This window comes from Shewanella sp. N2AIL (genome assembly GCF_022690845.1).
Lineage (GTDB): Bacteria > Pseudomonadota > Gammaproteobacteria > Enterobacterales > Shewanellaceae > Shewanella > Shewanella baltica.
The window spans coordinates 42361-56193 of sequence record NZ_JALBYT010000024.1 but is presented as its reverse complement, the minus strand read 5'-3'; the positions used below and the strand labels follow the sequence as shown (position 1 = coordinate 56193).

General features: G+C 45.9%; 11 protein-coding genes. 10 read left to right on the top strand and 1 reads right to left on the bottom strand.

What is annotated here, in order from left to right; genetic code table 11:
- Window positions 1-10: 10 nt before the first annotated feature.
- Window positions 11-2716, bottom strand: a complete 2706-nt coding sequence (locus MO387_RS14530) for an acetate--CoA ligase family protein (protein WP_087486481.1) — start codon at window positions 2714-2716, stop codon at window positions 11-13.
- A 277-nt stretch (window positions 2717-2993) separates the two neighbouring features.
- Between MO387_RS14530 and MO387_RS21205 the strand changes: the two genes are divergently transcribed.
- The 10 genes from MO387_RS21205 to MO387_RS14480 are packed head-to-tail and all read left to right on the top strand — an operon-like array spanning window position 2994 to window position 13788.
- Window positions 2994-4136 (top strand): methyl-accepting chemotaxis protein, encoded by a 1143-nt coding sequence (locus MO387_RS21205; protein WP_012089263.1) that lies wholly within the window; start codon window positions 2994-2996, stop codon window positions 4134-4136.
- A gap of 14 nt (window positions 4137-4150) precedes the next feature.
- Window positions 4151-4435 (top strand): STAS domain-containing protein, encoded by a 285-nt coding sequence (locus MO387_RS14520; RefSeq protein ID WP_006086737.1) that lies wholly within the window; start codon window positions 4151-4153, stop codon window positions 4433-4435.
- A gap of 8 nt (window positions 4436-4443) precedes the next feature.
- Window positions 4444-6177: a SpoIIE family protein phosphatase gene (locus tag MO387_RS14515; RefSeq protein WP_107947592.1), complete on the top strand. Its 1734-nt coding sequence runs from the start codon at window positions 4444-4446 to the stop codon at window positions 6175-6177.
- Window positions 6178-6180: 3 nt separating this feature from the next.
- Window positions 6181-6546, top strand: a complete 366-nt coding sequence (locus MO387_RS14510; protein WP_106650549.1) for a response regulator — start codon at window positions 6181-6183, stop codon at window positions 6544-6546.
- A gap of 17 nt (window positions 6547-6563) precedes the next feature.
- A complete protein-coding gene (locus MO387_RS14505) occupies window positions 6564-8759 on the top strand; it encodes a chemotaxis protein CheA (protein ID WP_107947590.1) in 2196 nt (731 codons plus the stop codon).
- Between the two features lie 10 nt (window positions 8760-8769).
- Complete coding sequence (locus tag MO387_RS14500; RefSeq protein WP_107947588.1) at window positions 8770-9285, top strand: chemotaxis protein CheW; 516 nt, start codon at window positions 8770-8772, stop codon at window positions 9283-9285.
- A gap of 2 nt (window positions 9286-9287) precedes the next feature.
- Window positions 9288-11282 carry a methyl-accepting chemotaxis protein gene (locus tag MO387_RS14495; protein WP_107947585.1) on the top strand — a complete coding sequence of 665 codons (1995 nt, stop codon included), beginning with the start codon at window positions 9288-9290 and terminating at the stop codon, window positions 11280-11282.
- Window positions 11283-12128 (top strand): CheR family methyltransferase, encoded by an 846-nt coding sequence (locus MO387_RS14490; RefSeq protein ID WP_012089259.1) that lies wholly within the window; start codon window positions 11283-11285, stop codon window positions 12126-12128.
- Window positions 12115-12735, top strand: coding sequence for a chemoreceptor glutamine deamidase CheD (cheD, locus tag MO387_RS14485; protein WP_012089258.1), 621 nt, complete (start codon window positions 12115-12117; stop codon window positions 12733-12735). The genes MO387_RS14490 and cheD overlap by 14 nt, the downstream gene beginning before the upstream one ends.
- Window positions 12736-12738: 3 nt before the next feature.
- Complete coding sequence (locus tag MO387_RS14480; protein ID WP_107947583.1) at window positions 12739-13788, top strand: chemotaxis response regulator protein-glutamate methylesterase; 1050 nt, start codon at window positions 12739-12741, stop codon at window positions 13786-13788.
- Window positions 13789-13833 lie beyond the last annotated feature (45 nt).

Here is a 13833-nt window from a genome sequence, read left to right as displayed (position 1 = left end):
TGGATAGGCACTATTTATCACTGGGCGGTTTTAAATCCATATGCATTTTGATCAAATGCTCCTCCATGTCGAAGCTCACCTTAAAACCGAGACTCTTGGCAAGGCTGGCCATATTGCGATTCTCGAACATGGTAAAGCCGGTGAGCACAGGCGTATCGTTAGCTTGATAATACTTAATCAGTTTTTCGAGCAACAACTTACCTAAACCTATTCCTTGATGATCGCCGCGCACTGCCATGGCAAACTCGGCCTCGGTATTGTCGGGGTCGATGGACGCCCGTACTGCACCTAAGGTGATGTCATCTCCATCGGGGCCTTTGGCGGTGGCGATAAAGGCCATCTCACGGGCGTAATCGATTTGGGTCAATACCGCCATTTCCTCATGGGTCATTTTCGAGCGCACCCCAAAATAGCGTTTGTATCTGTCTTCATCGGATAACGAATTATCAAAAGCCAAATGCTTGGGTTCATCTTCGGGAAGAATCGGTCTTAGCATCACCTTTAGGCCATTTTTAAGCTCGGCAACTTCTTCTAATTCCTTCGGATACGGCATGATGGCCATGCGCGATGAACTGTCGGCATTGGCATCGTGCAAACGGATATTAACATCGAGCAGCGTGATGTTTTCACCCGCGGCTAATACTGGGTTTAAATCCAAAGAGGCGATTTCGGGGCAATCGATAATGATGTGGGATATTTGCGTAAGCATCACACACAGGGCATTCATGTCTAAACCGAGCGGTAAATGCCTGTCCTTCAACTTATGGGTTTTTAACGCTTGGATCACCATGTAACGCGCCAGTGCCATATTCAGTGGCGGCAAGGCAACGGCGGCGTCATTGGTCGGATCCCACTCTGAACCGCCTTCACCCAAACAAATCGCTGGACCAAAGACGGGATCGCTTATTACGGCAACACGGATTTCCTGTGCGCCAGCGGTCAACGCCATCTTTTGCACTATCATGCCTTCGATAATGGCTTCGGGATTGGCTTGATGCACCCTTTGAGTAATGGCACTCGCGGCGTGGCGGATATCTTCGGCCGAGGTTAGATTGAGCATCACTCCGTGCACATCGGACTTATGCAAGATGTTCGGAGACTGCACTTTTAATGCTAAGGGATAGCCCGCCTCATTAGCGATGGCGACCGCTTCATCGGCATCTTTCACAAACCAAGTGTCTATCGTGTTCAGTCCATAGGCGCGCAAAATAGGACTTGCCTCGTGGGTTTCGAGTACCGATTTACCTTTCGCTTGAGCCGCTTGCAGTAATGTGCGCGCCGTGTGGCTATCGGTAGGAATATTGTCGGGGATCGATTGCGGTACTTCTTGTAGCAGTTTTTGGTTACGGCGGTATTCAACCATGTGCATAAAAGCACCCACGGCACCTTCGGGTGTACGATAGGTAGATATGCCGCCCTTAGTGAAGCGTTTTCGCGCCTGATAGGCAGAGTCTTCGCCGCTCCAGTTGGTCAAAATATTAAGGCGATTCTTTTTCGGATGCGCGTGGATCACACTAATCAAGGCATCGGCGATTTCAACGCTTTCACCGAGCGCTGAAGGCGAGTGCAGTACCAAAATGGCATCCAGCTCATTGGAATCCATCAAGATAGTCAAGGCTTTAGCATATCGTGATGCGTTCGCATCACCAATAATATCGATGGGATTTTGCCTTGACCAAGTATTAGGCAACACGGCCTCTAATTTCGCTATGGTGTCATCTGACAATTCAGCCAATTTACCGCCGCGCATAATGAGTTCATCCACCGCTAACACCGCGGGGCCACCACCATTACTGATAATCCCTAAGCGTTCACCTTGCAGCGGATTGGAATGCGCAAGGCTTTCAACCGCGGCAAACAGTTCAATCAAGTCGTTAACCCGTAGCATACCCGCACGGCGAAATGCGGCTTCATATACGGCATCGTTACCGCCAACGCCGCCCGTATGTAATTTTGCGGCGCGGGCCCCTTCGGCGCTGCGACCAGATTTAATCACCAGAATCGGTTTATTGCGTGAGGCGGCTCGCGCAGCGGAGAGGAAATGGCGTTTCTCATTCACAGAATCGATATAAAGCATGATGGCACTGGTGCGACTGTCGCGACCAAGGTAATCGAGCAATTCGTCAAAGTTAATGTCGGTGGCATCGCCCAGAGAGATAAAGGACGAAAAGCCAATACCTTTGTTATTAGCCCAATCGAGTACTGTTGTACAAATGGCGGCTGATTGAGACACGAAGGCAATTTTACCCGGTAGGGCGCTGGCATGGGCCAAACTGGCGTTTAATCCCAATGGCGGCAGCAACATACCTAAGCTATTTGGCCCCAGAATGCGCATCCCGTAACGCTTGGCATTTTGCATTGTTAGATCAAGTAGACTCACGCCATCTTCGTTAAATTCCTGCGCCATGCCCGACGCCATAATTATCGCCACTTTACAGCCAAATTGCGCCAGGGTTTCAACGATGGCGGGCACACGGCAAGCGCGGGTACAGATGACGGCTAAATCGGGTTTGATGGGTAACGCTTCAATATTGGGATAGGCGAGCACACCCATCACTGCCCGATATTTAGGGGTGACGGGCATGATAGGCCCAGAAAAACCACTGGAGAGCAGGTTTTTCATCAGCACATTACCCGCGCGTTTCTCGGTATTCGAAGCGCCAATAATGGCAACGGAAGTCGGTTTAAATAAGGAGTGTAATGTACGTTGACTCATAAGCGATTCCATCCCAATCAATGACGCTTCCAGTGTAACCTAGGGTATGAGTACTGCCCAGTTTAAGTTTCGGGTTCGATTAAGGTAAGTTTATTAGCAAATCATGAATTTACAGTCATTTACTGAGAATCTGAGCCCAATTCTGTGGATTTATCCTGTGATAACTGCATTTTCCGCATTGCGACACGTAACAATGTGAAAAATTTCACTTTCATGTTTGAAAATCACCCAATATGAAACTACTTTTTAATCACTGTAGAATTATTGTGAAGTCCATATGACATACAAGGATGGGGTCGTTGCGTTGCTCGCGGCAGGCGTTGGATATTTGCTGAGTTTAATCACCTTGTGGGCGATGGGGCCGATTATTTCTGTGTTGATTATGTTGCTGTGGCAATTTTATCAGCACAAGCAAATGCAGTCAGTTCAACAGCATGATGATAAGTCTTCAAACACCCAACTTGCCGCCGATTGGCAAGCTCACGTCAGTCTGTATCAAGAAACAATCACCACACTCAACAGTTGTGGATCTAACATTGACAGCGTACTTGCGGTGCAGGGCGATGCGGTCAATCTGCTGGGAGAATCGTTTGATGGCTTAGGGCGATTAATGACCGAGCAAACAGGGTTCATTTCCGCTCTTGTTCAAAGCACTGACGATGCTGAGTTATTCCATTCAGACCAAATGAAACAATTTGCCAATAATACCTCAATGACGTTAGAGCGCTTCATTCAATCCACCATAGAAATGTCGGCATCGACCATGGAGTTATTGGAGAAAGTGAACCTCATCTATGAGTCTATGCCCCAAGCGATGAAGGCCTTGCAGGATATAGATCAGATCTCTTCCCAGACCAATTTACTCGCCTTAAATGCGGCAATTGAAGCGGCGCGGGCGGGTGATGCGGGCAGGGGATTTGCGGTTGTGGCCGATGAGGTGCGGGCTTTATCCACTCGCAGTGCAGGCTTTAGTGAAGGCATTCAAAAACAGCTTAGATCGATTCAAACTCAGATTGAGCAATTAACCGTACACGTAAGTAAAGTTGCTGCACAAGATATGACTTATATCATAGATGCAAAGAAGGATATTGATACTGCGCTAAGGCAGATTATCGTTAAAGCAGAGAAGGATTCTCAAGTGATCGAACGCATAGATTCATCGGCACATGAACTCGAACAGGCCATTTCAGATACGATACGTGGCTTGCAGTTCAGTGATATCACCTCCCAAAGTCTGATTTATACCAATCAATCCTTAAGCCATTTAAAAGAGTCCCTCAATCGTGTTGCCACTATGTCACAACAGGAGTTTGGCATTCAAGGTGATGACATTTCGACACAAATGAGTCGCCGACGCCAGGAGACGCATAATCCCGTATCGAGGGATCAAATAACCTGTGGTGAAATTGAACTCTTTTAATTAGGGATAGCATAATGTCAAATATTAAAGTTATTTCATTGCCAGAGCGCTTTGACTTTTATTACCACAAAAAATTTACCAGTGATTATCAAGAGATGTTAACCCTCCCAGAGGTTAATCATATTATTTTAGATTTTAGCCGAGTGCTTTATTTGGACAGTTCTGCTTTAGGCATGATGGTACTGCTGCATCGAAAGGCGCAGGAATTACATATTTCAACATCTGTCAAAGGGGCACATGGACAGGCGAATGAAATCCTAGACATCGCCAATATGCAGAAAATATACATCATAGAGTAACACTCGTTATGGTATCACTTACTCAGCCTGAACATTTTATATTAGTTGTCGATGATGATGCTATTGCGAGTCAGAGGATCAGTGACTTTATTCATAGTAAAGGTTACAACGTGATTGTTTGTAATGATCTCGAGGAGGTATTTTTTGAAATAACGCAAAATACGGTTGATTTAATCCTGATTAACTACTGGCTCAAAGATGGCACTGCACTAGCGTTACTGAATAAGTTGAACGAGGAAAAACAAGAAACGCCTGTTATTGTGATGAGTGAGACTAAAGAAAGCCAAAACGTGTTAGCGTGTTTTAGTATGGGGGTATTAGATTTTGTCGTTAAACCGATCAATGTTGAAATATTTTGGTACAAAGTTGAATGCTTACTTAGCCGTGTGCAACTACAACATAAAGTCGAACAACAAAGAATTGAACTCGAAAAAATGCTTTATGAGAAGGCCAGAGAAGAACACATGGCCCGGCATTTGTTTGAGCACTTAGTTAATATTGATAATACTGATTTTGATTTTGTGCAGACCTACTGCCAAGCGAGTGCCAATTTTAGTGGTGACATTATCCTTAATGGCATGGCACCCAATGGCAATTTCTTCTTAATTCTCGCTGATTCAACGGGTCATGGCCTGAGTGCAGCCATGCCGATTATGCGCGTCGCGAGCACATTTAGAGCTATGGTTTCAAAGGGGTTTTCTTTAATAACGCTGATCTACGAGCTGAATGCTAAGGTTCATCGCGAGAATCCAGAAGACAGATTCGTAGCCTGTATTATTTTGGAAGCCGATTTTAATCGCAATAAATTACACATTTGGAATGGCGGTATGCCTCCTGTGTATATTCAGGCAGATGAACACGCCAAGTTACCGAATACTGATATTGAAGAACGACATATTTTAAGTTCAGATAGCCATAAAGCGATAGAACAATTTAAATCGACCAATATGGCACTGGGTATATTGCCGCCACATACTTTTATTGCTGATATTTTTACCGTTGATTTACCGAATAATGGCCATGCCTGTCTTTTTAGTGACGGTTTAATTGAGCAATATACCCATGAAGAACGCCCATTTGGTATCGATAAATTAAAAGCGTTGTTTATTAATTTGTCTGGTGGGCTTACCCATTATTTAAATGAAAGCATGCATGAATACTGCTCTACTGAAAATATTGCAGATGATATTACGATTTGCACCTTAGATTTTGAGAAACTAAGCAGTTGGCATCAAAGCAGAGACGTCAGTCGAGCACAATCTATTATGGATGGCGAGTTTCACTGGGATGTCAGTATTGCCGGTCCTATGTTGCTGAGCGCTGACTATTTAAGCTCGTTAAATCAATTTTTAAGCATATTTGGTTTTGCCACTCATTTTTGTCAACGGGTTTTTACTGTGGTCGCAGAGTTATTTAGCAACGCGATTGACCATGGTGTACTAAAATTAGATTCTCGGTTAAAAAACGATCCAGAAGGCTTTGAATTGTACCATAGTATTAGGGAGAGCTTTGCTGACAGACTTACATTAAATGATTGGGTGAAAGTGAGTATTATCTGGTGCTCATCGCAAAATGAGTTACATATAAGTGTGAGTGACAGTGGGAAGGGTTTTGCGGGTGATGAAAACATCATTGCAGACATTCCTCAATTGTCTGGTCGTGGTCTATCACTAGTGAAAACATTATCTAAGACCTACGAATTAGTACCGCCAGGAAATATAACTAAAGTCATAATGGAATAGCGCATGAGTAAAAAAATATTAGTGGTTGATGATTCGGCAGCGATTCGACAAATGGTCGAAGCGACTCTTAAATCGGTTAGCTACCAAGTGGTACTGGCAAAAGATGGTCGTGAAGCCCTCGATATCTGTAACGGGCAAAGATTTGATTTTATTCTGACTGACCAGAATATGCCGCGAATGGATGGGCTGACCTTAATTAAATCCTTACGTGCTATGTCGGCATTTATGCGTACGCCGATCATTATGCTCACGACGGAAGCGGGCGATGACATGAAGGCGCAAGGAAAAGCGGCAGGTGCAACTGGGTGGATGGTAAAACCCTTTGATCCTCAAAAGCTGTTGGCTATTACGGCTAAAGTGCTGGGTTAACTGCAACGGGGTGCGCTATGTCCATCAATATGGCCGAATTCCATCAGGTCTTTTTTGAAGAAAGTCATGAACATCTTGAAAATATGGAACAATTGCTATTGGCATTGGACCTGGCTTCTCCCGATCCTGAAGAACTGAACACTATTTTCCGTGCCGCCCACTCGATTAAAGGCGGCAGCGGTATTTTTGGTTTTACCGCACTCACCAGTGTCACTCATGTTATGGAAAACCTGCTGGATAAAACGCGCAAGGGTAACTTCCAGCTCACCTCATCCACCATCGATTTACTGCTGAGTACCGTTGATACTTTATCCCATATATTGAGTCTGTATCGCGAAGAAGATCCTATTGATTGGCAAGAAGTCGAGTACAGCAAGAGTCAATTAGTGGCGGCATTGAATGGTGAAGCTTTTAGCTCCTCGGTTGCAGTACGCAATGGCACTGATACTGTGAATCCTTCAACACCAAACGTTAAAGCCGTGCCCGTGGAAACAGAGGAGTCACAGGGTTTTGGATTTTTCGAAGATGAAATGGCTCGCGATATCGCTATTGAAGGTGAAGACTTTGGCTTTTTTGATGAGGCTTTTCATGCCGAAGAAATCAGCGCACAAAGTGTCATAAATGATGTCAGCAATGCTGAGAAAGCGGCAGACCCACTTGGTGTCATAGCTGACGATGATGAATTAGGCTTTGGTTTTTTTGAGGCATTAACCCCCGAATCCTTCGCCAATGAAATCGAGTTATTGAGCTCAAAGCCTGTGGCACCTCAGGTTGCTGAACCCGTCCCCCCACGAGCCAATCAAGCTAAAGTCATCGCAGATAGTAGCCAAACTAAACGCGGCATATTTAAAGATAAGGATAAAAAGAGCGCGACTAACTCTAAAGCGTCGCCTGCTGTAAGTGTCCCCGCGAGTGTTTCTGTAAACCCCAGCTCGCCTGCTGCACTCCATTCAAATGCAACAAGTTCAAATGCGACACTCAGTTCATCCGCTATACCAAAAAATACGCCTCCAGAAGTGAAAGCAGCGGCTAAAAAACCAGCCGCGTCGGCTCAGGATGCCACCTTAAGGGTCGAAACCTCCAAAATCGATACTCTGGTCAATCTGGCGGGCGAATTGGTCATAACTCAGTCTATGTTGACTCTGATTGGGAATGAGTTGACTGGCGATTTAGGCGAACGCCTTAAGACTGCACTTAATGAATTGGAACGTAATACCCGTGAGATGCAAGAAGCTGTGATGTCGGTGCGTATGCTGCCGGTATCTTTTGTGTTTAACCGTTTCAATCGTTTGGTGAGGGATCTTTCTGAGCAACTGGGTAAAAACGTCAATCTCGTGATTGAAGGTGGCAACACAGAAATTGATAAGGGCATGATTGAAAAGCTTGTCGATCCACTGACCCATTTAGTGCGCAATAGCTTAGATCACGGCATCGAAAAACCTGATAAACGGCTCGCGGCGGGTAAATCTGAAGTGGGCATATTGTCCCTAAAAGCCAGCCAAAGGGGGGGCAATATTGTTATCGCTGTGCATGATAATGGCGCAGGTTTAAACCGTGAGCGCATTATTCAAAAAGCGCGGGAAAATGGTTTGCAAGTGGCTGATAACAGTAGCGACAAGCAAGTTTGGCAATTGATTTTTGCAGCAGGATTTTCAACCGCGCTTGAAGTCACTGATGTATCTGGCCGCGGTGTCGGTATGGATGTGGTGCGTCGCAATATCGAAGCCTTAGGTGGACGCATTGATATTGAGTCGGTTGAGGGCCAAGGTTCAACCTTTGAAATTCAATTGCCACTCACGCTCGCCATTGTAGATGGTATGAGTGTGTCTGTTGGCAATCAGATCTACATTTTGCCCTTAGTACACATTATAGAATCCATTCAGCCGCAAACCGAACAACTCAAATTTCTAGCCAAAGAAAGACTCTTAAAAGTGCGTGAAGAGTACTTACCTCTACTTAATCTTCATCAACTGATGGAGATTGAGCCAAAGGCCAGCACGCCAGAAGAGGGCATAGTGGTATTGCTCGAAAGCAACCACAAGCGCTTTGGCCTGTGCGTTGATGCCTTAGTTGGCCAGCAGCAAGTCGTGATCAAGAGTCTTGAAAAACATTACCGCAGGATCCCCGGAGTTTCCGGCGCCACCATCATGGGTGATGGTAGCGTTGCTTTGATCCTCGATGTCGAATCGCTTGCATTGCACATCAAAAATTAAGGAACAGCAAATGGAGAGTCGATCAACCATGGCCGCCAAAGTGGAATACAGTTCCCAAGATGAGGTGGAGTTTTTGAGCTTTGTATTGGGTGATGAGCACTATGCCCTCGATATTATGTCCGTGAAAGAAATTCGCGGTTATGAGCCAGTCACTAAAATCGCCAACGCCCCCAACTTTATTAAAGGTGTGTTAAATCTGCGCGGTGACATAGTACCCATAGTCGATTTACGGATGAAGTTTGCTGTTGGATCAGCCACTTATAACGAGTTCACTATCGTTATTATGCTCAACGTGTTCGAGCGCATTGTTGGCATAGTGGTCGATGCCGTATCCGATGTGATTAAGTTGTCGACGGAGGAAATCTTACCCGCACCAGAATTTGGGGTGGCATTCGATAGTCGCTACCTCAAAGGCTTAGCCACGGTTGAAGATAAGATGGTAATTCTGGTAAATATTCAGGCTCTGATCAGCAGTGATGAGCTGGGTCTAATTGATGCAAATAGTCTGACTGATCAGGAGCAATGATAATGGGTATCTTTAATATATTTGGAAGTGCTGAAGCAAGCCTAGAAAAGGATGAAGAACGTCAGCGCTATTTTCAGTTGCTAGATAACAGTGGCAACAGTTTCATGATTGCTGACAGTCAGCGCAATATCATCTATGCGAATAAAGCCGTAGTCCGTTTGCTGCAAGAGGCCGAGGACGATATTCGTAAAGAATTACCTCAATTCTCGGTTGCCAAACTGATCGGCAGTAATATCGATATTTTCCATAAAAATCCAGCGCATCAACGCAATCTGTTAGAGCGTTTGACTCAGTCCCATACTGCGCAAATCACCATTGGCAAGCGTACCTTTAGGTTGATTTTGACGCCAATTATCACTTCTGAAAATAAACACTTAGGCACAGGTGTTGAGTGGATAGATCTTACCGAAAGTATCGAAGCCGAGCGAGCAACTCAGCGCATTATGGAAGCGCTCAACAATACCAGTACCAACGTCATGATCGCCGATGCTAACCGTACCATCATTTATATGAATCGCTCGGTCGAAGCCATGTTACGTCAGTCTGAGCATGAAATTAGGCAGGCCTTACCGCATTTTTCCGTGGATAAAATTCTCGGCAGCTCGATGGATATCTTCCATCGCAATCCTGCCCATCAAGCGAGTTTACTCGATAAATTAGACCGCAAATATGAATCGCTGATTAAGGTGGCCAGCTGCCATTTCCGTTTAACCGCCAGCCCAATAGTGTCAAAAGAGGGTGAGCGCTTAGGGACTGTGGTTGAATGGCTCGACCGCACCATTGAAGTGCAAACCGAGCAAGAGATTTCCCGCATTGTGACCGCAGCAGCAGCGGGTGATTTCTCCCAAAGGGCGGACACCGAAGGCAAGCAAGGTTTCTTCCTGATGCTGGCGAACAACTTGAATTCGTTAATTGAAACCTCAGACCGTGGACTGCAAGATGTGGCGCGCGTGCTGATGGCGCTGGCGGATGGCGATCTCACCACCCGCATTTATAACGACTATGAAGGCACGTTTAATGATTTGAAAAACTACTCAAATCAAACCGCTGAAAAGCTATCTTTTATGATCCAAGATATTCAGCGAGCGGCGGATACCATTAATACCGCCTCAGCAGAAATTGCCCAAGGCAACGCCGATTTATCCAGCCGCACCGAAGAACAAGCTTCGAGCCTAGAAGAAACCTCCGCCAGCATGGAGGAACTCACCGGTACAGTGAAACTCAATGCGGATAACGCCAGTCAAGCCAATGCCTTAGCATCTAAAGCTTCGGAAGTGGCGGTGGACGGTGGTGAGCTTATCCAGCAAGTGGTTCAGACCATGGCATCGATTAATGAATCGGCGCGTAAGATTGCCGACATAATTGGTGTTATCGATGGCATTGCATTCCAAACCAATATCTTAGCGCTTAATGCCGCCGTTGAAGCCGCGCGGGCGGGTGAGCAAGGCCGTGGCTTTGCTGTAGTCGCATCAGAAGTGCGCAGCTTAGCCCAACGCTCGGCCAATGCAGCTAAAGATATCAAGGCATTGATCTCGGATTCCGTGTCTAAAATCGAGAGTGGCAACAGCCTTGTCGGTAAGTCTGGCGATACCATGAAGGAAATCGTCATCGCCATTAAACGGGTGAACGACATCATGGCGGAGATAGCTTCAGCCTCTAATGAGCAGGCCATAGGTATCGATGAGATCAGTAAAGCCGTGGTGCAAATGGATGAAATGACGCAGCAAAATGCCGCCTTGGTTGAAGAAGCGGCCGCTGCAGCCGAAAGTATGCAATCCCAAGCACAACAACTGTCGGACAGTGTTGCCAGCTTTCGCGTAGACGATGAGGATGAAGCCCCAAGGCACAGTAACGCGCGATTAGCAGCGCCTAAAGCGAAAGCGGTGAAACCCCTTAAGCAGCTACAACCTGTTGCAAGAGCAAGGGCTACAGATAAACCTAAAACCAATGCGATGAAGCCCATAAAGCAAGATCAAGATGAATGGGAAGAATTTTAATTGAGCGAAAATAAACCATTGGATCGAGAGTTTGCCTATACCTCGGTGCATTTTAATACCGCAAGGACAACGCTATATCGTTTAGCGGGGATCAAGCTCGCCGATAGCAAGGATGCTATGGTGTATAGCCGTTTAGTGCGGCGGATCAGGACATTGAAATTAGCCGGATTTTCGGCTTATTTTGAGCACCTGTTAAGTCATGAAAACGAGCATCAAGAATTTATTAATGCGTTAACCACTAATCAAACGGCTTTTTTCAGGGAACCGCATCACTTTGAGGTGTTAAAACAGTATTTAATCGATAACCCTGATACGCGCAGGATCTGGTGTGCGGCCAGTAGCACAGGGGAAGAACCTTACTCAATAGCCATTGTCGTCGCTGAACATTTCAACAGTTTTAAAACGCCTATCGAGATCATTGCCTCCGATATCGACAGCGGCGTACTTAAAAAGGCTGAAATGGGCATTTATCCCTTAGACAGGATCGATACTGTCAGCGATATCCGTAAGAAACGGTTTTTTCACCGCGGACGCGGAGCACAGTTAGGGAATGTGCGTGTGGTGCCTGAATTAAAACAAATGATCAAATTTATTCGCATCAATTTACTCGATTCATTTTGGTCGTTAAAAACACCAATCGATGTGATTTTTTGCCGTAATGTAATGATTTATTTCGATAAAGAAACACAGGAAGTCATTTTAAAACACATGATGAACTCCCTCAGCGAGGATGGGCTTTATATTGCGGGGCATTCTGAAAATTTCAACATGTTCCCACAAATTATCACTGCCGTAGGCCAAACAACCTATCGGCCAGTGAAGGGGCTCATGAGTGCTAAAACCTAATATCGAATATGCCATTTCAGAGCCTAATCGCTATCATGACCACCATTTTGGTTGCGATGCTGTGAAAATCTTGCCAGGCGAGTATTTTGCCACCCGTGAAGATACCATGATAGTGACAGTGTTAGGCTCCTGTGTGTCCGTGTGTTTGTATGATCCTAAGCTCAAAATCGGCGGAATGAATCATTTCTTATTGCCAAGCGATAACAGCAATTGCACAGGGGTGCTTGCCGACTCAGCCCGTTACGGTGTGTATGCGATGGAGTTATTAATCAACGACTTGCTCAAGCTTGGCGCGCAGCGTAATTCACTCGAAGCTAAGGTGTTTGGGGGCGGCAACATGTTGCGTAGTTTTACTGTACACAATATTGGTGAGCGTAATGCGGAGTTTGTGATTGAATACCTCAATCTTGAAAATATCCCTATCATTGCGGCCGATTTACTCGATGTGTATCCACGTAAGGTGTATTTCTTTCCCCATACGGGCAAAGTGAAAGTGCGCAAAATTAAGACCATGCACAACAGCACCATTCTTGACCGAGAAAGTGAATACCGCTTACGGGTTCGTAATCTTCCCACGGGCGGCGACGTTGAACTATTTGGTGATTAAGTTATGACGATCAAAGTACTCGTTGTTGATGATTCAGCGCTGATGCGCAGCCTACTGGGTAAAATGATTGAGGCTGACCCTGAGTTGTCTCTGGTTGGGCTCGCTGCCGATGCCTATGAGGCCAAGGATCTGGTGAATCAATTTCGCCCCGATGTGATTACCTTAGACATTGAAATGCCCAAAGTAGACGGTTTAACATTTTTGGATCGCTTGATGAAAGCCAGACCTACTGCTGTAGTGATGATTTCATCGTTAACCGAACAGGGCGCGGATGCGACCTTTAATGCCTTGGCCTTAGGCGCGGTGGATTTTATCCCTAAACCGAAATTAGACTCGCCCCAAGGTATCCATGATTATCAGGATTTGATTTTAGATAAGATCAAATCTGCCGCGAAAGCCAACATCATCAAACCGCAGAAATTTGTTGAGCCAGTACGCCCAGTGTCGAGTAAGCGGCCGGTATTGGCCAATGCAACCCTGACACAACATCTAGTTGCGATAGGCGCCTCTACAGGCGGAACTGAAGCCATTTTGTATGTATTACAGCATTTACCTGCGGCTATGCCACCGATAGTGATCACCCAACACATGCCAGCGGGTTTTACCCGCACTTTTGCCGAACGCTTAAATCGACTGTCGCGGATCACTGTCAAAGAAGCCGAGCACGGTGAGCGACTTTTACCCAGTTATGCCTATGTTGCCCCTGGCGATCATCACCTAGAGATCATCAAAGTGGGTGGCAGTTATAAAGTGAAATTAACCCAAGATGAAAAGGTCAGCGGCCACAGGCCGTCGGTCGATGTGATGTTTAATGCCTTGGCGCAATGTGCCGCGCCTAATATCAGCGCGATGATATTAACCGGCATGGGCAAAGATGGCGCCGAAGGTATGGTGGCGCTGCATCAAAAAGGCGTCACCACTTTTGCCCAAGATGAACAAAGTTGTGTGGTATTTGGTATGCCAAGGGAAGCGATAAAGTGCCGCGCGGTAGATTATGTGGTGGAGTTAGCGCAGATGCCGAGCAAACTTATTAATCACTTAAGCTCACTGTGATTGCTGCTTTTAATGAAGTTCAAAAGTAACCATCAATATTGCGGT

Coding starts and splice junctions, on each gene's coding strand:
- MO387_RS14530 (WP_087486481.1), bottom strand. CDS start 2,716: ATGAGTCAACGTACATTACACTCCTTATTTAAACCGACTTCCGTTGCC.
- MO387_RS21205 (WP_012089263.1), top strand. CDS start 2,994: ATGACATACAAGGATGGGGTCGTTGCGTTGCTCGCGGCAGGCGTTGGA.
- MO387_RS14520 (WP_006086737.1), top strand. CDS start 4,151: ATGTCAAATATTAAAGTTATTTCATTGCCAGAGCGCTTTGACTTTTAT.
- MO387_RS14515 (WP_107947592.1), top strand. CDS start 4,444: ATGGTATCACTTACTCAGCCTGAACATTTTATATTAGTTGTCGATGAT.
- MO387_RS14510 (WP_106650549.1), top strand. CDS start 6,181: ATGAGTAAAAAAATATTAGTGGTTGATGATTCGGCAGCGATTCGACAA.
- MO387_RS14505 (WP_107947590.1), top strand. CDS start 6,564: ATGTCCATCAATATGGCCGAATTCCATCAGGTCTTTTTTGAAGAAAGT.
- MO387_RS14500 (WP_107947588.1), top strand. CDS start 8,770: ATGGAGAGTCGATCAACCATGGCCGCCAAAGTGGAATACAGTTCCCAA.
- MO387_RS14495 (WP_107947585.1), top strand. CDS start 9,288: ATGGGTATCTTTAATATATTTGGAAGTGCTGAAGCAAGCCTAGAAAAG.
- MO387_RS14480 (WP_107947583.1), top strand. CDS start 12,739: ATGACGATCAAAGTACTCGTTGTTGATGATTCAGCGCTGATGCGCAGC.